General features: G+C 70.8%; 26 protein-coding genes. 9 read left to right on the forward strand and 17 right to left on the reverse strand.

The genetic code is table 11. The features are described 5' to 3' along the window. Window positions 1-6 precede the first annotated feature (6 nt). From QWU11_RS04735 to QWU11_RS04795, 13 genes are all read right to left on the reverse strand, one after another. Window positions 7-261: a hypothetical protein gene (locus QWU11_RS04735; RefSeq protein ID WP_290103751.1), complete on the reverse strand. Its 255-nt coding sequence runs from the start codon at window positions 259-261 to the stop codon at window positions 7-9. Further along, window positions 258-560, reverse strand: a complete 303-nt coding sequence (locus QWU11_RS04740) for a DUF6247 family protein (RefSeq protein ID WP_290103752.1) — start codon at window positions 558-560, stop codon at window positions 258-260. The genes QWU11_RS04735 and QWU11_RS04740 overlap by 4 nt, the downstream gene beginning before the upstream one ends. A gap of 128 nt (window positions 561-688) precedes the next feature. Next, window positions 689-1,330: an LUD domain-containing protein gene (locus QWU11_RS04745; RefSeq protein WP_290103753.1), complete on the reverse strand. Its 642-nt coding sequence runs from the start codon at window positions 1,328-1,330 to the stop codon at window positions 689-691. Beyond that, complete coding sequence (locus QWU11_RS04750; RefSeq protein ID WP_290103754.1) at window positions 1,312-2,706, reverse strand: lactate utilization protein B; 1,395 nt, start codon at window positions 2,704-2,706, stop codon at window positions 1,312-1,314. The genes QWU11_RS04745 and QWU11_RS04750 overlap by 19 nt, the downstream gene beginning before the upstream one ends. Before the next feature lie 40 nt (window positions 2,707-2,746). Then, window positions 2,747-3,448, reverse strand: a complete 702-nt coding sequence (locus QWU11_RS04755) for a (Fe-S)-binding protein (protein ID WP_290103755.1) — start codon at window positions 3,446-3,448, stop codon at window positions 2,747-2,749. Window positions 3,449-3,452: 4 nt separating this feature from the next. Then, window positions 3,453-4,247 carry an amidohydrolase family protein gene (locus QWU11_RS04760; RefSeq protein WP_290103756.1) on the reverse strand — a complete coding sequence of 265 codons (795 nt, stop codon included), beginning with the start codon at window positions 4,245-4,247 and terminating at the stop codon, window positions 3,453-3,455. Next, on the reverse strand, window positions 4,244-5,161 hold the full coding sequence (locus QWU11_RS04765) for an aldo/keto reductase (protein WP_290103757.1): 918 nt from the start codon (window positions 5,159-5,161) through the stop codon (window positions 4,244-4,246). Before QWU11_RS04765 ends, QWU11_RS04760 begins: the two co-directional genes overlap by 4 nt. 2 nt (window positions 5,162-5,163) lie before the next feature. After that, window positions 5,164-6,177 carry an ABC transporter permease gene (locus QWU11_RS04770; RefSeq protein ID WP_290103758.1) on the reverse strand — a complete coding sequence of 338 codons (1,014 nt, stop codon included), beginning with the start codon at window positions 6,175-6,177 and terminating at the stop codon, window positions 5,164-5,166. Beyond that, entirely contained in the window at window positions 6,170-7,696 is a 1,527-nt protein-coding gene (locus tag QWU11_RS04775; protein ID WP_290103759.1) for a sugar ABC transporter ATP-binding protein, read from the reverse strand. The genes QWU11_RS04770 and QWU11_RS04775 overlap by 8 nt, the downstream gene beginning before the upstream one ends. Further along, window positions 7,693-8,745 (reverse strand): sugar ABC transporter substrate-binding protein, encoded by a 1,053-nt coding sequence (locus tag QWU11_RS04780; protein ID WP_290103760.1) that lies wholly within the window; start codon window positions 8,743-8,745, stop codon window positions 7,693-7,695. The genes QWU11_RS04775 and QWU11_RS04780 overlap by 4 nt, the downstream gene beginning before the upstream one ends. 8 nt (window positions 8,746-8,753) lie before the next feature. Next, the gene (locus tag QWU11_RS04785; RefSeq protein ID WP_290103761.1) at window positions 8,754-9,497 is read right to left on the reverse strand and encodes an SDR family oxidoreductase; all 744 of its coding nucleotides are present in this window, start codon (window positions 9,495-9,497) and stop codon (window positions 8,754-8,756) included. Window position 9,498: 1 nt separating this feature from the next. After that, entirely contained in the window at window positions 9,499-10,782 is a 1,284-nt protein-coding gene (locus QWU11_RS04790) for an enolase C-terminal domain-like protein (RefSeq protein ID WP_290103762.1), read from the reverse strand. Then, window positions 10,779-11,612 (reverse strand): fumarylacetoacetate hydrolase family protein, encoded by an 834-nt coding sequence (locus tag QWU11_RS04795; protein ID WP_290103763.1) that lies wholly within the window; start codon window positions 11,610-11,612, stop codon window positions 10,779-10,781. Before QWU11_RS04795 ends, QWU11_RS04790 begins: the two co-directional genes overlap by 4 nt. 145 nt (window positions 11,613-11,757) lie before the next feature. Here QWU11_RS04795 and QWU11_RS04800 point away from each other — a divergent pair, with 145 nt between their 5' ends. Both QWU11_RS04800 and QWU11_RS04805 read left to right on the forward strand, forming a co-directional pair. Continuing rightward, complete coding sequence (locus QWU11_RS04800) at window positions 11,758-12,534, forward strand: FadR/GntR family transcriptional regulator (RefSeq protein WP_290103764.1); 777 nt, start codon at window positions 11,758-11,760, stop codon at window positions 12,532-12,534. A 41-nt stretch (window positions 12,535-12,575) separates the two neighbouring features. Then, entirely contained in the window at window positions 12,576-12,890 is a 315-nt protein-coding gene (locus QWU11_RS04805; protein ID WP_290103765.1) for an L-rhamnose mutarotase, read from the forward strand. On the opposite strand, the gene QWU11_RS04810 is transcribed toward QWU11_RS04805, so the two are convergent. Genes QWU11_RS04810 through QWU11_RS04820 form a run of 3 tightly spaced genes read right to left on the reverse strand, consistent with a single transcriptional unit; the run spans window position 12,836 to window position 16,440 of the window. Continuing rightward, window positions 12,836-14,614, reverse strand: a complete 1,779-nt coding sequence (locus QWU11_RS04810) for a hypothetical protein (RefSeq protein ID WP_290103766.1) — start codon at window positions 14,612-14,614, stop codon at window positions 12,836-12,838. The genes QWU11_RS04805 and QWU11_RS04810 overlap by 55 nt on opposite strands. A gap of 35 nt (window positions 14,615-14,649) precedes the next feature. After that, on the reverse strand, window positions 14,650-15,630 hold the full coding sequence (locus tag QWU11_RS04815; protein ID WP_290103767.1) for a phosphotriesterase-related protein: 981 nt from the start codon (window positions 15,628-15,630) through the stop codon (window positions 14,650-14,652). Window positions 15,631-15,654: 24 nt separating this feature from the next. Next, window positions 15,655-16,440, reverse strand: coding sequence for an SDR family oxidoreductase (locus QWU11_RS04820; protein ID WP_290103768.1), 786 nt, complete (start codon window positions 16,438-16,440; stop codon window positions 15,655-15,657). Between the two features lie 78 nt (window positions 16,441-16,518). Between QWU11_RS04820 and QWU11_RS04825 the strand changes: the two genes are divergently transcribed. From QWU11_RS04825 to QWU11_RS04855, 7 genes are all read left to right on the forward strand, one after another. Further along, entirely contained in the window at window positions 16,519-17,292 is a 774-nt protein-coding gene (locus tag QWU11_RS04825) for an SDR family oxidoreductase (RefSeq protein WP_290103769.1), read from the forward strand. Window positions 17,293-17,302: 10 nt separating this feature from the next. Beyond that, on the forward strand, window positions 17,303-18,247 hold the full coding sequence (locus QWU11_RS04830) for an LLM class F420-dependent oxidoreductase (RefSeq protein ID WP_290103770.1): 945 nt from the start codon (window positions 17,303-17,305) through the stop codon (window positions 18,245-18,247). Window positions 18,248-18,370: 123 nt separating this feature from the next. Beyond that, entirely contained in the window at window positions 18,371-18,664 is a 294-nt protein-coding gene (locus QWU11_RS04835) for a Fe-S cluster assembly protein HesB (protein ID WP_290103771.1), read from the forward strand. 143 nt (window positions 18,665-18,807) lie between these two features. Beyond that, complete coding sequence (locus QWU11_RS04840; protein ID WP_290103772.1) at window positions 18,808-19,113, forward strand: SAV_915 family protein; 306 nt, start codon at window positions 18,808-18,810, stop codon at window positions 19,111-19,113. After that, complete coding sequence (locus QWU11_RS04845) at window positions 19,110-19,397, forward strand: Lrp/AsnC ligand binding domain-containing protein (RefSeq protein ID WP_290103773.1); 288 nt, start codon at window positions 19,110-19,112, stop codon at window positions 19,395-19,397. Before QWU11_RS04840 ends, QWU11_RS04845 begins: the two co-directional genes overlap by 4 nt. Further along, the gene (lysA, locus tag QWU11_RS04850) at window positions 19,394-20,653 is read left to right on the forward strand and encodes a diaminopimelate decarboxylase (protein ID WP_290103774.1); all 1,260 of its coding nucleotides are present in this window, start codon (window positions 19,394-19,396) and stop codon (window positions 20,651-20,653) included. The genes QWU11_RS04845 and lysA overlap by 4 nt, the downstream gene beginning before the upstream one ends. 42 nt (window positions 20,654-20,695) lie before the next feature. Continuing rightward, a complete protein-coding gene (locus tag QWU11_RS04855) occupies window positions 20,696-21,331 on the forward strand; it encodes an MBL fold metallo-hydrolase (protein ID WP_290103775.1) in 636 nt (211 codons plus the stop codon). Between the two features lie 3 nt (window positions 21,332-21,334). Here QWU11_RS04855 and QWU11_RS04860 read toward each other — a convergent pair whose 3' ends face one another. Next, complete coding sequence (locus tag QWU11_RS04860; RefSeq protein ID WP_290103776.1) at window positions 21,335-21,901, reverse strand: hypothetical protein; 567 nt, start codon at window positions 21,899-21,901, stop codon at window positions 21,335-21,337. Window positions 21,902-21,994 lie beyond the last annotated feature (93 nt).

Here is a 21,994-nt window from a genome sequence, read left to right on the forward strand (position 1 = left end):
AAATCATCAGCCAACCCATACGATGTCGAAGATCCGGACGAACTCCGCGCTGTCGTCCACATAGAAACCGAGGACTCCGTGGCCGGAGCCGTAGATGGTTTCGCGAAATCTCCGGCCCTGACCGGGCGGTCGAATGGCGGCGTTGTCCCAAGGATGTTCGCAGAGATCGACGGCGCGCTCGATGAGAGCCTCACGTGCATCCTTGGGAAGGCTGTGAAACTGGCCTTCGGCGCCCCCACCGAACTCGACCCGATAGATCACCGGGCGGTCCGGCCACCGGGCCAGTCAGGAATCACCTGCTCGACGGGGACGAAGTCCGCTTCGCTCCCGGAGGGGGCGGCGGCCAGCCTGGCGTCGTATCCAGGATCGGAGTAGGCAACCGCTCTCAGTCGCCACAGCCTCAGCAAGTCATGGAGCCGCCGATACTGCTCAGGTCGCCGGGCCTGGTCGACCGCGCTCGTATACTCCGCGAGGAACTGCTCATGATATGTCCTGGGCAGGACGTGGAGGATCTCAATCGGATCATCAGGATCCGGCTCATAGATCGGTTGTGCGGTCATCGAACCTCCGTTCAACGCCACAACGTAACATTCGGCGACCAGAAGCCTACTCAGTGCACCCGGCGCTGCCAGCGCCTTCCCCAGGATACGTTGAGCGACCATCTCGCGTTGCCTGCTCGAAGATCGAGTCACGCTTCCTCAAGCTCGGAACCTGCGATCAGGACCTCCAGCGTGCGGGGGCCGTGGACGCCCTCGACGCGGTTGAGCTCGATGTCGCTCGTCGCCGACGGGCCGCTGATCCAGGTCAGCGGGCGTGTCGGGTCGAGGCGTTCCAGCGCCTCGGGGACCGTACGGACGATCTGGTCGCGGCGGACGACGCACAGGTGGTAGTCCGGCACCAGCGTCAGCGCGCGGCGGCCCTGGTCCTCTGACGCGTCCAGGATGATCGTGCCGGTCTCGGCGATCGCGACCGCGCAGCCCGTGACCACGCCGTCCAGGTCGTTCAGCGCGGCGTTCGTCAGCGGCGGGTCATCGCGTACCGCCTCGGCCTCGCCCAGCCACTCCTCCGAGATGCCGGCCGGCACGGCGAGCCGTCGTACGCCCCGGCGTGCCAGCGCCTCGGCGACGGCCGTGGCCGCGTCGTCGGCCTCGTGCACCACGGCCTTGTAGTCGACCAGCCGGTCGACCAGCAGCTCCACCACGTCCGGGCCGGAGCGGGTCCGCTCGTACTCGCGCGGCACGGGAAAGTCCTCGTCGCGGGGGACGTCGGAAAGCGCGGAGCGTACGCGGGACAGGATGCGCTCCCGGGAGCTCATCGGTTCGCCCACCATTGACGGAACGACTCCTTCGGCGGCCGTGGGACGTCTCTCGTGTCGGACCAGGCCGACAGCGGACCGGGCAGGCGGCGCGGCGTCCAGCGGCGGAAGCGGCTCGCCGAGCGCTGGGTCATCGACAGCCAGCGCGGGGACTCGAGGACGCGCCGGGCCGCGCCCATCGCCAGGCGCTGCCCGTAGTGGCCGTGGGCCACGACCTTGGACCGCAGGTCGAGCAGCACCTCGGGGATGTTGATCGCGACCGGGCACACCTCGTAGCAGGCCCCGCACAGCGTCGAGGCGTACGGCAGCGACTCCTCCAGCGGCGAGGCCATCCCGCGCAGCTGCGGGGTCAGGATCGCGCCGATCGGGCCCGGGTACACCGACCCGTACGCGTGGCCGCCCGCACGCTCGTACACCGGGCAGACGTTCAGGCAGGCCGAGCAGCGGATACAGCGCAGCGCCTGCCGCCCGACCTCGTCGGCGAGCACCGACGTGCGCCCATTGTCGAGCAGGACCAGGTGGAACGTCTGGCCCTCGGTGGCGCCGGTCCACATCGAGGTGTACGGGTTCATCCGCTCGCCGGTGGACGAGCGCGGCAGGAGCTGCATGAAGACCTCGAGGTCCTGCCAGGTCGGCAGGATCTTCTCGATGCCCACCACGGAGATCAGTGTCTCCGGCAGCGTCAGGCACATCCGCCCGTTGCCCTCGGACTCTAGGACGACGAGAGTGCCGGTGTCGGCGATCGCGAAGTTGGCGCCCGAGATGCCCACGCGGGCGGACAGGAAGCGTTCGCGCAGGTGGAGGCGGGCCGCCTCGGCGAGGGCGCGCGGGTCGTCCTTAAGGCCCTCCGGCGCCGGGCGCCCCCAGTCGGCCATGTGCTCCAGGAAGATCTCGCGGATCTCCGAGCGGTTGCGGTGGATGGCCGGGACCAGGATGTGGGAGGGCCAGTCGTCGCCGAGCTGCACGATCAGCTCCGCGAGGTCGGTCTCGTACGCGCGGATGCCCGCGGTCTCGAGCGCGGCGTTCAGCTCGATCTCCTGGGTGGCCATCGACTTGACCTTGACCACCTCGGTCTCGCCGGTGGCCTTGACCAGGTCGACGACGATCCGGTTGGCCTCCTCGGCGTCGGCGGCCCAGTGCACGGTGCCGCCGGCCGCCGTGACCGCGGCCTCCAGGCGCTCCAGGTGGACGTCCAGGTGCCGGAGCGTACGGTCCTTGATCGCGGCGCCCGCATCGCGCAGGGCGGCCCAGTCGGGCTGCTCGCCGACGACGGCGGCGCGCTTGGCCCGGATCGTGTGGGTGGCCTTGCGCAGGTTGTGCCGCAGCTGGGCGTCGGACACGGCCGTCTTCGCCGCCTCCGGAAAAGCGGGCATTCCGACGAAAGTGTTCATGAGTCCTCCTTCGCCGGCGGAGTGACGCCGTTCCGCTCGCTCATCGTTCGGCCTCCGTGGACGCGAGGATCTCCGCGAGGTGCATGACCCGTACGCCCGTGCGCTGCCGGGACAGCGCGCCGCCGATGTGCATCAGGCACGAGTTGTCGGCCGCGCAGAGCACCTCGGCCTCGGTGTCGAGGACGCTGCGCACCTTGTCGGAGCACATCGCGGCCGACACCGAGGGGTTCTTCAGCGAGAACGTCCCGCCGAAGCCACAGCACTCCTCCGCGCCGCCGAGCGGCACGAGCGTCAGCCCGCGTACCTGCGACAACAGGTCGAGCGGGCGCGAACCGACCTTCAGCGAGCGCAGGGAGTGGCAGGTCGGGTGGTAGGTCACGGTGTGCGGGAAGTACGCGCCGACGTCGGTCACGCCGAGCACGTCGACGATGAACTCCGACAGCTCGAACACCCCGCCCGGTGGCGTGACGCCGAGGGAGGGATACCACTCCCGCACCATCGCGGCGCACGAGCCGGAGGGTACGACGACGGCCTCGTAACCGCCGACCGCGGAGACGAAACCCTTGGCCATCGGCCGGGCGTCGTCCCGGTAGCCGGTGTTGAAGTGCATCTGGCCGCAGCAGGTCTGGTCGGGCGGGAAGTCGACCTCGCAGCCCAGCCGCTCCAGCAATCGGACGACCGCCTTCCCCGTCTCGGGAAAGAGCATGTCATTGACACAGGTGAGAAAAAGCGCGACGCGCATGACCTCAACTTAGCTGGTAGATCCTTCGGGCGGTCTCGCCGAATACCTCGTAACGGTCGTCGGGGGCCACCGCCTCCTCGGCCAGCGCGCGGACCTGGCCCGGGCTCGCGGCCAGGGTGCAGACCGGCCAGTCCGAGCCGTACATCGTCCGGCTCGGGCCGAAGGCGGACAGGACGTGCCGGGCGTACGGCAGGACGTCGGCCGGTTTCCAGTCCCGTGCCGCCTCGGTGACCAGGCCGGACAGCTTGACCGTGACGTTCGGGAGTGCGGCCAGGTCGGTGATCCAGCCCGCCCACGGTTCCCACATGCCGCCCGCGATGTCCGGCTTGCCGGCGTGGTCGAGCACGAAGGAGACCTCGGGCAGCCGGCGTACGACGTCGAGGGCCGCGGCGGCCTGGGGCGGCTTGACGAGCAGGTCGTAGACCAGTCCGGCCGCGCCGACGGCCGCGAGGCCGCGGATCACCGGCGGGCGGGCCAGCCACGCCGGGTCGGGCTCGTCCTGGACCAGGTGGCGGATGCCGACGAGCGGGCCCGCGGCGCGAAGCGCGGCCAGGCGGCCGGCCACGTCCGGCGCGGTCAGGTCGGTCCAGCCGACCACGCCCGCGACCGGCGCGGCGAGGAGTTCGGCCGTCTCGGCCTCGTCCATCACCGCCTGGACGACGACGCTCGACTCGGCACCCGTGGCCTCGGTGTAGCGGGCGAGGTCGAAGCGGCCCCGGATCGGGTCGGCCCACGGCCCGTCCATCCAGGCGTACTCGCGCTTGGCCGTGTCCCAGAGATGGTGGTGCGCGTCGATCACAATTCGTCCCAGAGGGCGTCGGGGATGTCCCGTTCGAACAGGTCGGCGTTGTCGTCGACCTCGGCGGCGGACCGGCAGCCGGTGACCACGGAGGCCACGGCCGGGTGCCGCAGCGGGAAGCGCAGGGCCGCCGCGCGCAGCGGTACGCCGTGGCCCGCGCAGATCTCCTCCAGCCGGGCCACGCGCGCCAGCAGGTCCGGCGGCGCGGGCCGGTAGTCGTACGTCGTGCCGCCGGCGAGCAGGCCGGAGTTGTAGACGCCGCCGACCACCACAGACGTACCCCGCCGTTCGCAGGCGGGCAGCAGGTCCTCCAGGGCCGACCGGTCCAGGAGGGTGTAGCGACCGGCGCACAGGACCACATCGAGGTCGAGGCGCTCGACGAACCGCGTCAGCATCGCGGACTGGTTCATGCCGGCCCCGATGGCCCCGATGACGCCCTGCTCGCGGAGCGCGGCGAGCGCCGGGTACGCCGCCGCGTACACCTCCTCCTCGTGGTCGTCGGGGTCGTGCATGAACACGATGTCCACGCGGTCCGTGCCGAGACGCTCCAGCGACTCCGACAGCGACCGCAGGATCCCCTCCGCGCTCCAGTCCCACACGCGCCGGAACGGGGGCGCGTCGGCGAACTCGCTCCGTTCGGCCGGCTCCCCAGGCTGGAGCGGGACGAGCATCCGCCCGACCTTCGTGGAGATCACGCAGTCGCCGGTCAGGCCGCCGCCGAGGTAACTCTCAGCCCGGCCCGCACCGTAGTGCGGTGCGGTGTCGAAGTAGCGGATGCCCCGGTCGAGGGCGCGCCGTATGGTCGCTGCGGCCTCGGCGTCGGAGACGGCCGCGTACAGTCCCGCGATGCCCGCGCCGCCGAGCCCCAAAGTGGTGATCTCGACCGAGGTGTTCCCGAGCGTGCGAAGTTCCACCGCTACTCCTGGGCCTGTCCCGAGGTGATCCGGCTGATGATGAGGGCGACGAGGATGATCCCACCGTTCAGCGCGCCGATCCACTGCGCCGGGACGCCGGCGAGGGTCAGCACGTTCTGGATCATGTAGAGGAGCAGGATGCCGGTGAAGGCGCCGAAGACCGTGCCGCGCCCGCCGTTCAGCGAGACACCGCCGATGACCGCCGCCGCGAACACCGTGAAGATCGCGCCGTTGCCCTGGCTGGCCGCGACGGAGGCGAGGCGGCCGGTCAGCAGCAGGCCGCCGAGCGCGGCGAGCAGGCTGCCGATGACGAGCGCCGCCCACAGCACCCGGTCCACGCGGATGCCCGCCGCCCGCGCCGCGTCGGGGTTGCCGCCGATGGCGTACAGCGACCGGCCGAACCTCGTGTAGCCGGTCACCACGATCGCGACGGCGTACAGGATCAGGCAGATCCAGATCGAGGCGGGCAGACCGAGCCACACCGCGTTGCCGAGGTAGATCATCGAGCTCGGCAGGTTGAAGAACGTCTTGCCGCCGGTGATGCCGGTCAGCAGGCCGCGCAGCACGATCAGCATGCCGAGCGTGACAATGAAGCCGTTGAGCCGGAACCGTACGATCAGCAGGCCGTTCACCCAGCCGATGACCGCGCCCGCGACGAGCGTCAGCGGGATCGACCAGCCGCCGGACAGCCAGCCGAGCCCGTGCGCGATCCCGGGCGAGAGGACCAGCCAGGCGGCGACACCGGGCGCGAGGCCGAACGTCGACTCCAGCGACAGGTCCATCCGCCCGCAGATCAGGACGAGCGCCTCGGCCAGTACGAGCAGCGAGATCTCCGACTGCTGCTGCAGGACGTTGACGAGGTTGTCCCAGTGCAGGAACACCGGGCTGACGAGGTAGCCGACGATCGCGATCACGATGATCGCGGGCACGAGCGCGAGATCCCGTAGTCGCGCGAGCCTGGGCGCCGCGATCCGGGCACGGCCCGGCGCGGCGACGGCCGTCTGGGTCTCAGTCACGGATGCCCTCCATGGCGGCGATGAGTTCGTGGTCGGTCCAGCCCCGGGCCATCTCGGCGACGATCTCGCCCTTGAACAGGACGATCACGCGGTCGCAGGGGCGTAGGTCATCGAGGTCGTCGGAGACGACGAGGACGCCGGCGCCTCGTGCCGCCGCGGCCGAGGCGGCGCCGAGCAGCGTCTCCTTGGCCCGTACGTCCACTCCGGCGGTCGGCTGCATCAGGACCAGTGCCTTCGGGTCGTTGGCCAGGGCTCGGGCCATCACGACCTTCTGCTGGTTGCCGCCGGACAGCGCGGCGACCGGCTGTTCGGGGCCGGCCGCCTTGATGGTGAGGCGCTCGATCGCTTCGGCGCCCAGCCCGGCGCGGCGTCGCGACCCGACGAAACCGAACCGGCCGAGGCGTTCGGGGACGGTGAGTGTGGTGTTCTCGGCGATCGACAGCTCCGGGACCAGGCCCTCGCGGTGCCGGTCCTGGGGCACGAAACCGGCGCCGGCGCGGAGTGCGGCCGGCACGCTGCCCGGCTTGGGCCGCACGCCGCCGATCTCGACCGTGCCGTACGCGGCACGGCGCAGGCCGACGACGGCCTCGCCGACCGCCATCTTCCCCGAGCCGCCCGACCCGGCCAGCCCGACGAGCTCGCCGGGCGCGACCGTCAGCGACACGTCCGTGAAGACGCCCGGCAGGCCGAGCCCGCTCACCTCGAGCGCCGGGGTGCCCTCGCCGGGCGCCGGGCGTCCGGCGTCGGGTTCGATCAGGCTCGTGGCCTCGCCGGTCATCGCGGCGACGAGCGCGGTCTTGTCGAGTTCGGCCACCGATGAGGTGACGATGTGCCGGGCGTCGCGCAGCACCGTGACGGTGTCGCAGACCTCGTACACCTCGTCGAGGTGGTGGCTGATGAACAGGAAGGTCACGCCGGACTCTCGCAGGGAGCGCATCCGGGCGAACAGCCGCTCGATCGCGCTGCCGTCGAGCTGCGCGGTCGGCTCGTCCAAGACGATGAAGCGCGAGCCGTGGGACAGGGCGCGCGCGATCTCCACGAGCTGGCGCTGTTCGACGCTGAGCTTCTCGGCCGGCGCGCGGACGTCGACGTCGACCTCCCAGGCGTCGAGCAGTTCACGCGCGCGGCGGCGGAGCGCGCCCCAGGAGATCAGGCCCGAACCCTGCCTGTTCAGGAAGAGGTTCTCGGCGACGGACAGTGAGGGGATGACCGTGGAGCGCTGGTAGACGCACGCGACCCGGCCTCGCCAGGCCTCGCGGTCCGCCAGCGGGGGCGCGGGCTCGCCGCCGAACTCCACCGTGCCCGCGTCCGGCGCCACCAGCCCGGTGAGCACCGACACGAGCGTCGACTTGCCCGCGCCGTTGCGGCCGACGAGGGCGTGCACCTGACCGCCCTCGACCTCCAGCGACACCTCGTCCAGCGCGACGGTGACGCCGAACCTCTTGCTGATCGTGTGTGCCGCCGCGACCGGTCGTGTCGTCTCCACACGACCGGCCGCGGCGCCTTCGGGATCCGTCATTTGATCTGGTTGCCCCAGAGCTGCGGGTCCGTCTCCTTGAGCGAGCCCGGATACGCGCCGTCCTTGGTGACGAGCGGCGCGGGCAGCTGGTCTTCCAGTACGCCCGGCCGCGGTGCGACGATCACGGAGCCGTGGTCGGTCTTGCCGGGAGCGAACTTCTGCCCGGCGATGGCGGCCTTGATGTAGAACAGCGCGTACTTGGCGTACAGGTCGGCGGGCTGGGACACGGTCGCGTCGATCTGCCCCGCGCCGATCGCCTTCATCTCCTCGGGGATGCCGTCATTGGAGACGATCGCGATGTGCTTGGGGTCGCTCGGCGGGACCAGGCGGCCCTTCTGCTTGAGCACGTTGAGCGTCGGGGCCAGGAACGCGCCGCCGGCCTGCATGTAGATCCCGTTGAGGTCGGGGTTGGCGGCGAGGGCGGTCTGCAGCTTGTTGGCGCCGACGTCGCCCTTCCACTCGGTCGCCAGGCCGATGACCTTGATGCCCGGGTAGCTCTGTGTCATGCACTGGTTGAAGGCGTCGGTACGGTCCCGGCCGTTGATCGAGGCGAGGTCGCCCTCGAGCATGGCGACCTTGCCCTTGCCCTTGAGCGTGTCGCCGAGGAACTTACATGCCTTCTGCCCGTACGCCCGGTTGTCCGCGCGGACGACCATGTAGACGTCGCCGCTGTCCGGCCGCGTGTCGACGGTGACGACGGGGATCTTCTTCTGCTTGAGCTGGACGAGCGTGGGAGCGACGGCGGCGGTGTCCTGCGGGGCGAGCACGACGCCCTTGACGCCCTGGCCGATGAGCGTCTGGACGTTGGCGGTCAGCTTGGCGATGTCGTTCTCGGAGTTGGTGGTCTTCAGGTCCAGCCCGTCCTGCTTGCCGAACTGCGGTACGTACTTGATGTAGGAGTTCCAGAAGTCCGTGTCAGAGCGGGGGTAGTCGAGTCCGACCACCTTGCCGCCCCCGCCTCCTCCGCCGCCGCTGTTGTCGTTGCAGGCCGTCACCAGCGACGCGGCTGCGGCGAGCGCCGCGCCGGCCGCGAGGGTCTTTCGCTTCATCGCGATCCTCATTTCTCTGGTCGAAGTCGCAGGCCGTCCATGCCCCCGTCGACCGCCAGCGCGGTTCCTGTCGTCGCCGAGGCGAACGGGCTGGCCAGGTAGGCGATCGCCGCGGCGACCTCCTGGGCGCTGACCAGGCGTCCGGTCGGCTGGCGGGCCTCGAGTGCGGCCCGCTCCGCCTCCGGGTCGGCCGCCGCGTCGAGCAGCCGGCCGATCCAGGGGGTGTCCGCGGTTCCGGGATTCACGCAGGTGACGCGGATCCCCTCACGTAGGTGGTCCGCCGCCATCGCGAGGGTGAGCGACAGCACGGCTCCTTTGGTGGCCGAGTACAGCGCCCTGCTGGGCAGGCCGACCGTGGCCGCGATCGAGCAGGTGTTGACGATCGCGGCGTGCTCGGACCGGCGCAGGTGCGGCAGTGCCGCGCGGGCCATCCGCACCATGCCGAACACGTTGACGTCGAAGACCCCGTGCCACTCGGCGTCGTCGTTGTCCTCGACGGTGCCCTGCGCGCCGATGCCGGCGTTGTTGACGAGCACGTCCAGGCCGCCGAGGTGCTCCGCGGCCTGCCCGACCGCCGTACGGACCTGGGCGTCGTCGCGTACGTCCGCGCGGACGCCGTACAGCGGCTCGGGCGGATCGCTCAGGTCGAGGCAGGCGACGGCGGCGCCGCGCTCGGTCAGCAACCGGGCGGTGGCGAGCCCGATGCCGGACGCGCCGCCGGTGACGATGGCTCTGATTCCGGTGAACTCCACGTCATGACCTCCAGACAGGACCGTCGGGATAGGCGTACTCCGCACGACTCTCGGGTCTGATCTCCGCCGACATGCCGGGCGCCGTCGGCGCGAGGTAGCGGCCGGCGGCGATCCGTACGGGATCGGTGAAGTGCTCGTGCAGGTGGTCGACGTACTCGATCACCCGGTCCTCGGTGGAGCCGCTGACCGCGAGGTAGTCGAACATCGCCAGGTGCTGGACGAGCTCGCACAGCCCCACGCCGCCCGCGTGCGGGCAGACCGGCACGCCGTACTTCGCCGCGAGCAGCAGGATCGCGACGTTCTCGGTGACGCCGGCGACCCGGCAGGCGTCGAGTTGCAGCACGTCGATCGCCTCGGCCTGCAGCAGTTGCTTGAAGACCACCCGGTTGGCGACGTGCTCGCCGGTCGCCACTCGTACGGGACGGACGCCGGCACGGATCGCGGCGTGCCCGAGCACGTCGTCGGGGCTGGTCGGCTCCTCGATCCACCACGGCTCGTACGGCTGGAGCGCGCGTACCCACTCGATCGCCTGCGTGACGTCCCAGCGCTGGTTGGCGTCGACGGCGATCCGGACGTCCGGCCCGACCGCCTCGCGCGCCAGCCGCATGCGGCGGATGTCGTCGTCGAGGTCGCCACCGACCTTGAGCTTGATCTGGGTGAAGCCGTCCGCGACCGCCTCGAGAGACAGGCGCGTGAGCTTGTCGTCGGTGTAGCCGAGCCAGCCGGGCGTCGTGGTGTAGGCGGGGTAGCCGGTGGCGAGCAGCGCGGCCTCCCGTTCGGCGCGTCCGCCGCGGGCCGCGGTGAGCAGGTCGCGGGCCTCGTCCGGCGTCAGCGCGTCGGTGAGGTAGCGCCAGTCGGCCAGGTCGACCACCTGGTCGGGCGTCATGTCCGACAGCAGCCGCCACACCGGCACCCCGGCCACGCGGCCGGCCAGGTCGAACGCCGCGTTGACGAGCGCGGCGGCGGCCATGTGGACGACGCCCTTCTCCGGGCCGAGCCAGCGGAGCTGGGAGTCGTGCGCGAGCCGCCGGGCGAACTCCCCCAGGTCGGCGAGGTCGAGGTCCTGACCGACGACGAGCGGCGCGTACGCCTCGATCGCGGCGGTGCACAGCTCGTTGCCGCGCCCGATCGTGAAGCAGAAGCCGTGCCCCTCCGCGCCGGAGTCGGTGCGCAGGACGACGTACGCGGCGGAGTAGTCGGGGTCGGGGTTCATGGCGTCGGAACCGTCGAGGCGCCGCGACGTCGGGAACCGCACGTCGTGCACGTCGAGCGCGCTGATCTTCATGCGAGCCTCTGCCTCTGACGGCCGAGCCCGTCGATCTCGAGCTCGACCAGGTCGCCGGTACGCAGGTACGAGCCGCCGGCCATCCCGACTCCGGCGGGGGTTCCGGTGTTGATGACGTCGCCGGGGTCCAGGACCATGAACTGGCTGAGGTACCAGATGAGGTGGTCCACGCCGAAGACCATGTTCTTCGTGCTGCCGTCCTGGCGGAGCTCGCCGTTGACCCAGAGCCGCAGGCCGAGGTCCTGCGGGTCGGCGATCTCGTCGGCGGTGACGAGGTGGGGGCCGAGCGGGTTGAAGGTCTCACACGACTTGCCCTTGTCCCAGGTGCCGCCGCGTTCGAGCTGGTACTCCCGCTCGGAGACGTCGTTGCTGATCGCGTAGCCGGCGATCGTGTCACGTGCCTCATCGGGCGAGCCGAGGTAGCGGGCGCGGCCCTTGAGCACGACGGCGAGCTCGACCTCGTAGTCGGTCTTCTGGCTGCCGGGCGGGATCTTGACGTCGTCGTCGGGGCCGACGACGGTGTTGACCGCCTTCATGAAGATGATCGGCTCGGCGGGGATGTCGAAGTTCGTCTCCTCCGCGTGGTCCCGGTAGTTGAGGCCGATACAGACGACCTTGCCGGGGCGGGCCACGGGCGCGCCGACGCGCCGGGTGTTACGGATGGGCGGCAGGTCGCCGGCCGCGTACGCCGCCTGCGCGTCGTCCAGGCCCGTCGCGAGGAAACCTGCGTCGATGTCGCGGGTCACACCGGACAGGTCCAGGAGCGTTCCGTCGTCGGCCAGGACCGCCGGCCGCTCGGCGCCTTCCGGTCCCACACGCAGCAGCTTCACGCAGCCGTACCCCCTCGTCGCTTTTTGGTGATTCATCGGACCACTTGCTTCCGACATGAGACCACTAGAGGCCGATGTCCTGGCAATACCCTGTTACGACTTTGTTACGTACGCTGGATTGGTACGACCAATCGAGTCGGACACAATGACCAGGCAGGCTGCCGGGGAGGGGACCCACGTGCCGGACGAGACCGCCGCCAGGACGACCGTCACCCAGCGGGCGGTCGAGGAGATCAAGGCCAAGATCGCCACCGGGGAGCTGGAGCCGGGACAGCGGCTGCCGACCGAACGCGACCTCGCCGCCGACCTCGGCCTGTCCCGCAGCTCGATGCGCGAGGCGATCCGTGCGCTGACCGTGATGGGCGTGCTGGAGGCCCGGCACGGGGCGGGCATCTACGTGACCCGGCTCGAACCGGGCGACCTGCTGGAGACGTTCGGCGTCGTGGCGGAGATCTCGCGCGGCTCGACGCTGATGCACCTCGTACAGGTCCGCAAGATCCTCGAACCGGCCGCCGCAGCGGCGGCCGCGGCCCGCATCGACGAGGACGGCCTGCTCCGGCTGCGCGCCGAGATGACGGCGATGGAGCGCGGGACGACGGCCGAGGAGATCGTGGGGCACGACCTGGAGTTCCACCGGATCATCACGGAGGCCGCGGCCAATCCGGTGCTGGCGGCGATTCTGGGCGGGTTGAACAGCCGTACGTTCCGGGCGCGGGTGTGGCGCGGGTACCGCGAGGAGGGCGTGTTTCCGCGGACGTTCGCCGAGCACGAGCAGATCTACCGTGCGCTGGTCGAACGCGACCCGGACGGCGCCCGGGTGGCGGCGGCGGTGCACATCGGCGCGGTCGAGGATTGGGCCCGCCGCCAGGCCACGGTCGACGACTGGAGCCACGCCCAGCAGGACGGAGAGGCGTCGCCGTGACTCCCCCGCACCCGGACCAAGAGCCCCCGAGAGGAACCGCGATGCGCGTCGCCCTGCACACTCGTCTGGCCCCGGGCCGCGAGGAGGCCTACGAACAGGCCCACCGGGAGGTGCCGACGTCCCTGGTGGCGGCCATCCGAGCGGCGGGCGCACATGAGTGGACCATCTGGCGCAGCGGGCTGGACCTGTTCCACGTGATCGACTGCGACGACTACGCGGGACTGCTGGCGGCGCTGGCCGACCTGCCGGTCAACGTGACCTGGCAGGCCCGGATGGCGGGCTACCTCGACGTGGTGCACGACTACTCGGACGCGGACAAGGGCCTGCCCGAGGTCTGGCACCTCCCTCGCGAGTGAACGCTCTCGTCACTGATGACGATGACGCTGACGCTGACGCAGGAGCGTTGCCGGAAGGGGATCAGTTCACCGTCATGGGTGCGGGCGCTCGCGCTCGACGAGCCCCAGGCGATGCCTTGCCGGTCGTAGTCGACCTGCCGGGTCCGTACCCGACGCGGGGGACCGTCGTCCGGCTGCCCGGACAGGGAGATCGCGGGACGGGGACCCCGGCCGTCCGCGTCCGGAGGGGCCGCCCACGACGGGGCGGCGAACTCGATCGTCGCGTTCTTCATCCCGGCCGCTTGGATCAGCTCTTCCACGGTCGTCTCCTGCATGAAGCCGAACGGCTTCTTCCAGACCGGGTTTTCCGGATCCGGAAGGCTCTTGGGATGAATCCAGGAGCCGAATATGATCTGACGCCCCTGCGCGTCGCGAGTGCCGGCGCTGATCGCCACGTGTTCCGGCCAATCGAAGAAAACGATATGGCCGGCAGGTATGTCGGGCCCGCCGACGCCGCTTTCCGGGTCCACCGCATAGCGCTGGAGCGGCCCGCCGTACAGGGTCGCCATCAGGGCGCCGTAGTACTCCGCCATGGGCCGATACCACTTACGCCCGAATCGATCCTTCACCATGGGGTATTCATATGAATCATCCCCCCGATCGTACCGACGGTGATATCGCGTTGCATTGATCGCGACATTCGAGGCGTAGTCATAGATCTGCTGCAACCACCTCTTGTCGACGAGCCGCGCGCGATAGGCCGAGAAGAGAATGGCGTCCCAGCAGTTCATGATGCCGGTCTCCGCCGGTTCGGGAGCATCCTCATGGGCGAGCCACCGGGCCATGTCGTTCGGATGGCGCTCGTTCGTGACCTCGCTCGACCTCCAGCCGGCTTTCGGCTCAGGCCCGGTCGCCCCACGCCATCGCAGCCGGCCGACGAGGTCCCGCGCCGCGGAGACCGTCATCAGCCGCCGTTGCACGTGCTCACCGCCCCGGACGGACGGCTCAGGCGTGGCGAATGATGGTTCCGCCGCACCGGCAAGACCATGCCCGGCGCCGGGCGTCCAAGGTCCCGCCCCCGGCTGCACGGGCCGGGTCGGTATCCAAAGGTCGGTCGTGACGCCGGCCGATGGTTCCGCCGGGACCCGGGCGAGGACGAAAAGATGGCCGTTGATGGGACCTGAATCATCCGGGATACGGCTTTTAGAGATGACTCTGAACCGCAGGCCAAAGGTCACGGTGGCCTGGAACAGGACGACTCGGTCATAGAAAGAGTCACGGCCGCCCGCGCGTACTCCGTCGGCGACCTCCCGCCACTGGGTCACTCCCCGCGGGAGCGTCCAGCTCTTCAGCCGATCGGACGCTCTTTTCTCCCTCTTGGACAACTCCGCCGGCGGATACATCAGCCGGTTCAGATCATCGGCAAGGCGGCCGCGCAGGTCTTCGAGCGTGTTCACGCCCGCCATGAACCGCCCGGCGGCCCGCAACAGGACGCTTGTCAGCAGATGGTCCTCATCCGCCTCGGAAAGCCACAGCGCGACCCCCAGATGCGCGACGGCCTCCGGATAGCCGGTCAGCCAACGCGGGCGATGCGCCGAAGGCTGGTGGAAGGGACGCCGCACCGGCCGGGACCGGGGAGGAGATCCCGCCCGCCGGAGCGCCCCGCGATTCTCGACACGGGGCAGATCGACGGCCTGCGCCTGCACACAGGCCGGCGTCGGACCGGCGAGGCTGTGGCTGGACACACGCCAGATCGCCTCACATGTGGTGGACAACGCGTCTACCGGGTGAAGTAGCGGCGCGGGTTGTCCACCAGCATCGTGTCGATGTCCTTCTCGCTCACCCCGGCCGCCCGGAGGGCCGGCAGTACGTCGTCGTGGATGTGCTCGTAGTGCCAGTTCGGCAGCATCTGGTCGCGCAGCGTCTGGAAATCAGCCCCGAACCAGTCGATCCAGCACATCGCGTCATGGCTCAACACCATCCGCGAGGCGTAGCCGCGCTCACAGAGCGCCACGATCGTCGCGACCCGGTCCGGTGTCGAGCGGTACACGTCGACGCCGAAGCGGTCCATGCCGAGCAGCGCTCCCGCGTCGGCCAGCCACATCAGGTAGTCCAGGTCTCCCGTGTCGCCGCTGTGCCCGACGACGACCTTCGACAGGTCGGCGTTCTCCGAACGGAGCAGGTCGATCACCCAGCGGCCGGTCTGCTCGACGGCGTTGGTGTGCACGGTGATCGGCGCGCCGGTCTCGCGGTGCGCGTACGCGACGGCGCGGCAGACGCGTTCGACACCCGGGGTCGGGTTCGGGTGTTCGACCGCGCACTTCAAGAAGGCCGCCTTCACGCCCGTGTCCGCGACACCCTCGGCGATGTCGCGGACGAACTCCTTGGCGAGCGGGTCCGGGCTCTCGTCCAAGAGCAGCCCGGGTCCCCGGTTGAGGAACGGCAGCGGCGCGTCGGTGTAGTGGTAGAAACCGGACGCCACGATGATGTTCAGCTCCGGCACCTGTTCGTTGATGCGCTGGATGCGCGGGATGTAACGCCCGCCGCCCCACACCGTCGGGTCCACGAACGTACGGACGCCGCGCGCCGCCACCGAGCGGAGGCGTTCGATCGCGTCCGCGACCCGTTCCTCCTCGTCCCACCAGTCCTTGCCGTAGTTCTGGAGGTACTCCGTGCCGACGAAGAACACGTGCTCGTGCATCAGCGTCGTCCCGAGCGAGGCGACGTCGACGGCTCCGCGTACGGTCTCGACCGTGGGCATGGCGGCCTCCTGAGAACTAGAACGCTAATTCTGAACCCCGGCCACCAATCTGCGAAGCCCCGAGAGCCAACGATCCGGATCGGCCGCCTTCCGCCGTACGAACTCGGCCACTTCCGGGTGGGGCAGGATCAGGAATCTCTCCTCCTCGAGCCCGAGAACGACCGCCTCGGCCACCTCCGACGGCTCCAGGATCTTGCCCGCCGCCGCGACCGCCTTGGCCGCGAGGTGGCCGTCCAGGTTGCCGGTGAGCAGCGGCGTCCGTACGCCCTGCGGGCACAGCGCGCTCACGCCGATGCCCTGGTCGCCGTAGGTCAGCGCCAGCCACTCGGCGAACGCCACCGCGGCGTGCTTGGTCACGGCGTACGGCGCGTCGCCCGGCTGGCTGAGCAGGCCCGCCGCCGAGCAGGTGTTCAGCAGATAGCCGCTGCCGCGCGACAGCATGCCCGGCAGGACCGCGCGCGCCGCGTACACGTGCGCCTGGACGTTCACCGCCCACGTCGCGGCCCACTGCTCGGCCGTCGCCTCCAGCCCGGCGCCGGTGCCGATGCCGGCGTTGGAACAGAGGAGATCGACCGGTCCGAGCCCGGAGGCGGCCTCGACCATCGCCTGGACCTGTGCCTCGTCGCCCACGTCCGTACGGCACACGACCGTAGGGCAGGACAGGCCGGCGGCGACCCGGCCGGCGGCGTCTTCGTCCAGGTCGGCGAGGCAGATGCCGGCGGCGCCCTCGGCGGCAAACCGGTCGGCCAGCGCGGCGCCGATCCCGCTGGCCGCTCCCGTGATCACGATGTTCTTCCCAGTCACCCGCATGGCAGGAACGTAACATCTGTCACTAGGCTGAACCCGATTCGGGTGTCAGCCGAATACGGCCGAGAGAAAGGCGGGAGCATGGGGCTCGAGACCGGCCTGGCGGGCAGAACCGCGCTCATCACCGGAGCGTCGCGCGGCATCGGCAAGGCGACCGCGGTGGCGCTCGCGGCGGAGGGCTGCAACGTCGTCCTGTCCTCCCGCAAACAAGACGCGCTGGAGGAGGTCGCGGCCGAGATCAGGGCGGCGCATCCAGGCGCCGGAGTGCTGCCGAAGGCCGCCCACGTCGGCGACGAGGACGCCGCGCGCGCCTGCGTGCAGGCCGCCGTCGAGGAGTTCGGCGGCGTGGACGTGCTCGTCAACAACGCGGCCACGAGCCCGTACTTCGGCCCGATGGTCGATCTGGACGCCCCGCGCGCGGCCAAGACCGTGGAGGTCAACCAGTTCTCGATCGTGCTGTGGACGCAGCTCGCCTGGAAGCTGTCGATGGCCGAGCGCGGCGGCACGATCGTCAACACCGCCTCGGTCGGCGGCATGGTCACCGAGCACGGCATCGGGTACTACAACGCGACGAAGGCCGCCGTCATCCACCTGACCAGGCAGTTCGCGATGGAGCTGGCTCCCACCGTACGCGTCAACGGTGTCGCTCCCGGGCTCGTACGGACCCATCTGGCCAAGGCCCTGTGGGAGGAGAACGAGGCGCAGATCGCCAAATACATGCCGCTCGGCCGGATCGGTGAGCCCGAGGACATCGCGAACGCCATCGTCTTCCTGGCCGGCGACACGTCGAGCTGGATGACCGGCCAGACCATCGTCATCGACGGCGGCGGCACCGTCCGCCCCACGATCGCCTGAGGAGTCGTACATGTCGCGATGGGGACTGACCATTCCGCTGATGGGGATGCCGCTCGCCCAGCACCAGGAGATCCTGGGCGAGCTGGAGGACCTCGGCTACACCGACGCCTGGTCGGCCGAGACCAACGGCACCGACGCCTTCACGCCGCTCGCGCTCGCCTCCCAGTGGGCCCCGGGCCTGCGGCTCGGGCCCGCGATCGTACCCGTCTACACGCGCGGGCCGGGGCTGCTCGCCCAGCAGGCCGCCACGATCGCCGGTCTCGCGCCCGGCCGGTTCGTGCTGGGCATCGGCACGTCGTCCCCGGCGATCGTCCAGCGCTGGAACGGTATCCCGTTCGAGGAGCCCTACCAGCGCGTACGCGACACGCTGCGCTTCCTGCGCCGCGCGCTGGCCGGGGAGAAGGTCACCGACGAGGCGCTCAACGTAAAAGGCTTCAAGCTCGACAACGCGCCCGAGACCCCGCCGGAGATCGTCCTCGCCGCGCTGCGCCCCGGCATGCTCCGGCTGGCCGCCCGCGAGGCGGATGGTGCGATCACCAACTGGCTGTCTCCTGAGGACGTACGGCAGGTACGGGGCGAGCTGGGCACCGAGAAGGAGCTCCTCGCGCGGATCTTCGTCTGCCCCACCCCGAACGCCGACGAGGCGCGGGCCCTCGGCCGCTGGATGATCGCCGCGTACCTGACCGTGCCGGTCTACGCGGCGTTCCACGAGTGGCTCGGACGCGGCGAGCGCCTGGCGGCCATGAACGATGCCTGGGCCGCAGGAGACCGCAAGGCCGCCCTGGCCGCCGTACCGGACGACGTCGTGGACGAGCTGGTCGTCCACGGGTCGCCGGAGGCCTGCCGCGACCGGGTGCGGGAGTACGTGGACAACGGCCTCGACACGCCGATCCTGGCGGTGCTGCCCGCGGAGGGAGTAAAGATTCCCGAGGCGGTGCGTGCCCTGGCGCCCTGAGTCCGGGTCGGCGGCTACTTTCCGGAGTCCGACGTTTGCCGGTCGTGATGTGGGGCATGGCAGGCGCAAGCACGGCCCCGGTCGTGCTCATTACGGAAAAACCGACAGAAGGAGCTGTTGACAGTGCTCACGCTGACCGACTCGGCGGTCCAGGTGATCCGTACCGTCACAAGCCAACCCGAGCTTTCTCCGGAGACCGGGCTCAGGATCGCCACGCAGGCCCAGCCGGAAGAGGCGGGCACCCTGGCTCTCGCGGTCGCCGAAGGCCCTCAGGCCGGAGACGAGATCGTAGAGGAGCAGGGCGCGCGCGTGTACCTCGAGCCTGACGCGGCGTCGATCTTGGATGAGATGACACTCGACGCCAGTGTCGACGAGCAGGGTGATGTGACCTTCCGCCTCGCCGACAAGGCCGTTTAGGTAAATAAACGCGTCGATGCCCCGGACGGCCATCGTCCGGGGCCATCGGCATGCGTTAGGAACGCGTTAGCGATGGTCCTTTCACCGTGAAGGCCCCGTACGGGACCCGCTGACCTGCCCGAATCCTCCCTAACGTCGATCGCATGGACGTAACGGGACTGCTGGTCGTACCGGTGGCGGGTTCGGAGACGCTCGCGCTCCGAAGCGGCCGTACGCCGACCGGCGAACGCGTGGGAATCGCGTTCACCTCCGAGAGCCGGCTGATCCAGGTCATGGGCGCCGGCCAGCGATGGATCCGCCTCAGCGAGGCGGCGATGAAGACGATGCTGGCCCCGCTGGGCATCGCCCGGGTGCAGGTGGACCCGGGCCTGATCGCGCCGCCCGCCTCCCCCATTCCTCGCGCGCGGGTACCCGCCTGCGCGACCGCGCTCGTGAAGGAGTTCACATGAGCGTCGGCGTGCTCCCCGGGTCCCGGCCGCCGGCGAGCGCCCTGGAGGCGCTGGTCCGGGTCCGCCTCGTCGGGGGCGCCGACCACGAGCGGTTCGAGAAGCATCTGCGCGCCGAGAGCGCCGTCGTCGACGCCTGGCGGCTCGCCGGGGACTGCGACTACGAGGTACGCCTCCGCTGCCCCACCCTCGCCGGCCTCGACACCGCCGTCGGCGAGTTGCGCGGCGTCGGCGGCGACACCGCCACCACCCTTGTCCTTCACCGCGTGAACCTGGACGAACGATGAACATCTGGCCCCTGACCGCCGAACCTCCCTTCACCGTCGGCGGCGTCGAACTCACCGCGATCGCCGAACGCTTCGGCACCCCCGCGTACGTCCTGGACGAGGAGCACGTACGGCACCGCTGCCGGGAGTACCGCAAGGCGCTGCACCCGCACCGCGTCGCGTACGCGGGCAAGGCGTTCCTCTGCCGCGCCATGGTCCGGTGGGTGCGCGAGGAGGACCTGTGGCTGGACGTCTGCTCCGCGGGCGAGCTCGCCCTGGCGCGGTCCGCGGGCTTCCCGCCCGAGCGGATCCTGCTGCACGGCAACGGCAAGACGCCCGAGGACCTCGCCGCCGCGCTCGACTACGGCGTCGGCCGGATCGTGGTCGACTCCTCGACCGAGGTCACGCGCCTGGCCGCGCTCGCCGACGATCTCCGTCACCCGCAGAAGGTCCTGGTCAGGGTCACTCCCGCCGTCGACCCGCACGTCCACCGCGCGATCGCGACCGGGGTCGAGGACCAGAAGTTCGGGCTGTCGCTGGCCTCGGGCGCCGCCGCCGAGGCCGTACGCCGCGTGCTCGGCCAGCCCTCACTCACCCTGGCCGGGCTGCACTGCCACATCGGCTCCCAGATCGGCCTGACGGACGGTTACGAGACCGCGGCCCGTCGTCTCGTCGCCTTCATGGCGGAGCTGGGCGGGCTCCCGGAGCTGAACCTCGGCGGCGGCCACGCCGTGGCGTACCGGCCGGGCGAACGGGGCCTGGACGTCCAGACGTTCGCCGACCGCGTGCCGTACGCGGTCGCCTCGGAGTGCGCCGCCCGTGGGATCCCGCGGCCGGAGCTGACCGTCGAGCCGGGCCGGGCGATCGTCGCCGCGGCCGGGGTGACGCTGTACCGGGTGCTCGGCGTCAAGCACGGCGTACGGACGTTCGTCGTCGTGGACGGCGGCATGAGCGACAACCCGCGGCCCGCGCTGTACGGGAGCCGGTACGCGGTCGCGCTCGCCGGCCGGCGCGGCGCCGCCGACTCGCGGCCGGTGACCGTCGTCGGACGCCACTGCGAGGCCGGGGACGTGATCGCCGCGGACGTGCCGCTGCCCGCCGACGTGCGCCCGGGCGACCTGCTCGCGGTGCCGTGCACGGGCGCGTACCACCACTCCATGGCCTCGAACTACAACCAGGTCACGCGGCCGCCGGTGGTCGCGGTACGGGGCGGGCGCGCCTGGCCGCTGGTCCGGCGGGAGACCCCCGAGGACCTGATCCGCCGCGATGTCGGCTGAGCCGCGTGAAAAGATCGTTGTAGTCGAGGAGAGGTGAGAGGAATGCAGCTGACGAAGCTGGGCCACGCCTGCGTCCGCGTACAGAAGGACGACCGCACTCTCGTCATCGACCCCGGAGGGCTCACGCCGGAGGACGACGCGATCACGGGAGCCGACGCCGTACTCATCACGCACGAGCACTTCGACCACCTGGAGGCCGAACGCCTGCGCAAGGCCCTCACCGAGGACCCGCGCCTGACGGTCTACACGTGCCGCGCCGTCGCCGACATCCTGAGCGACGTCGGCGACCGCGTCCGTACGGTCGGCGAGGGCGACTCGCTGGAGATCGCGGGCTTCGACGTCGGCGTGGTCGGGCAGAAGCACGAGATCGTGCACCCGGACGTACCGGCGGTGGAGAACGTCGGCTTCTTCATCGACGGCGAGGTCTTCCATCCGGGCGACGCGTTCACGGTGCTGGAGGCGCCGACGCTGCTGGTCCCGGGCCAGGCCCCGTGGATGAAGGCCCCGGAGATGATCCACTACTTGAGGGCGGTGTCGCCGCGGCGCGCGTACGCGGTCCACGACGGCCTGCTGAACGAGTTCGGCCTCGGCCTGCTGGAGAGTCAGCTCACGGGCGAGGGCAAGCGCCAGGAGGCGGACTTCCGCCGGCTGAAGCCCGGCGAGTCCGTCGAGCTCTGACGCTCAGGCGGCCTTCCGGGCCGGCACGGCGGCTCGTACGACGACGCGGTGCAGCACTCCCGCCCGCGCCGCGGTCTCGCGGCGGTGCGGCGCGCGCCAGACGAGTGCGGCCGTGACGGCGGCGGCCACGCCGTAGGCGACGACCGCGGCGAGCCATCCGCCGGTCAGCACCAGGACGGCGGCGGGCGCGCCGGCGAGCGCCGCGACCGGCGGGACGGTCAGCATCGGGTCGGCGGCGGCCCGCCGGACGCCCGGGTCGCTGGGCCCCCACGGATCCGTGCCCAGCGTACGGACGAGCCCGCGCAGCGGCGGAAGGGCGCCCCGGAGCGCGACGGCGGCGGGCAGGACGAGCAGAGGCGCGACGAGGAGCGCGTCGGCGACGGAGACGAGGGCGACGGCGGCCGTGAGGACGGGCCCGGCGACGGCGCCGGCGAGCAACGCGGCGCGGGCCCGCCCCGCACTCCGGCGAACGGCCATCCGCCCACGGCGGACGGCGAGCGAGTAGGCCTGGACGGCGGCGACCGCCCAGAGCGCGGCGACGGCCCACAGGGCCGTGATCAGCGAATTCATCGTGCTCACCCCTTGAGAATGCGCCGGCCGGACGACGCGGAGAAGACGTTCGGCCTCATATCAGGGGAAGCTACGGGTGCGACCCGGAGAAGT

The organism is Actinomadura sp. DC4 (assembly GCF_030406325.1).
Classification (GTDB): Bacteria; Actinomycetota; Actinomycetes; order Streptosporangiales; family Streptosporangiaceae; genus Actinoallomurus.

Bases quoted from the DNA above. Each gene is read 5' to 3' on its own strand.
- QWU11_RS04750 (WP_290103754.1), bottom strand. From the start codon at position 2,706: ATGAACACTTTCGTCGGAATGCCCGCTTTTCCGGAGGCGGCGAAGACG.
- QWU11_RS04740 (WP_290103752.1), bottom strand. From the start codon at position 560: ATGACCGCACAACCGATCTATGAGCCGGATCCTGATGATCCGATTGAG.
- QWU11_RS04860 (WP_290103776.1), bottom strand. From the start codon at position 21,901: ATGAATTCGCTGATCACGGCCCTGTGGGCCGTCGCCGCGCTCTGGGCG.
- QWU11_RS04780 (WP_290103760.1), bottom strand. From the start codon at position 8,745: ATGAAGCGAAAGACCCTCGCGGCCGGCGCGGCGCTCGCCGCAGCCGCG.
- QWU11_RS04805 (WP_290103765.1), top strand. From the start codon at position 12,576: ATGCGCGTCGCCCTGCACACTCGTCTGGCCCCGGGCCGCGAGGAGGCC.
- QWU11_RS04755 (WP_290103755.1), bottom strand. From the start codon at position 3,448: ATGCGCGTCGCGCTTTTTCTCACCTGTGTCAATGACATGCTCTTTCCC.
- QWU11_RS04815 (WP_290103767.1), bottom strand. From the start codon at position 15,630: ATGCCCACGGTCGAGACCGTACGCGGAGCCGTCGACGTCGCCTCGCTC.
- QWU11_RS04855 (WP_290103775.1), top strand. From the start codon at position 20,696: ATGCAGCTGACGAAGCTGGGCCACGCCTGCGTCCGCGTACAGAAGGAC.
- QWU11_RS04790 (WP_290103762.1), bottom strand. From the start codon at position 10,782: ATGAAGATCAGCGCGCTCGACGTGCACGACGTGCGGTTCCCGACGTCG.
- QWU11_RS04840 (WP_290103772.1), top strand. From the start codon at position 18,808: ATGGACGTAACGGGACTGCTGGTCGTACCGGTGGCGGGTTCGGAGACG.
- QWU11_RS04830 (WP_290103770.1), top strand. From the start codon at position 17,303: ATGTCGCGATGGGGACTGACCATTCCGCTGATGGGGATGCCGCTCGCC.
- lysA (WP_290103774.1), top strand. From the start codon at position 19,394: ATGAACATCTGGCCCCTGACCGCCGAACCTCCCTTCACCGTCGGCGGC.
- QWU11_RS04820 (WP_290103768.1), bottom strand. From the start codon at position 16,440: ATGCGGGTGACTGGGAAGAACATCGTGATCACGGGAGCGGCCAGCGGG.
- QWU11_RS04800 (WP_290103764.1), top strand. From the start codon at position 11,758: ATGACCAGGCAGGCTGCCGGGGAGGGGACCCACGTGCCGGACGAGACC.
- QWU11_RS04775 (WP_290103759.1), bottom strand. From the start codon at position 7,696: ATGACGGATCCCGAAGGCGCCGCGGCCGGTCGTGTGGAGACGACACGA.
- QWU11_RS04825 (WP_290103769.1), top strand. From the start codon at position 16,519: ATGGGGCTCGAGACCGGCCTGGCGGGCAGAACCGCGCTCATCACCGGA.
- QWU11_RS04745 (WP_290103753.1), bottom strand. From the start codon at position 1,330: ATGGTGGGCGAACCGATGAGCTCCCGGGAGCGCATCCTGTCCCGCGTA.
- QWU11_RS04845 (WP_290103773.1), top strand. From the start codon at position 19,110: ATGAGCGTCGGCGTGCTCCCCGGGTCCCGGCCGCCGGCGAGCGCCCTG.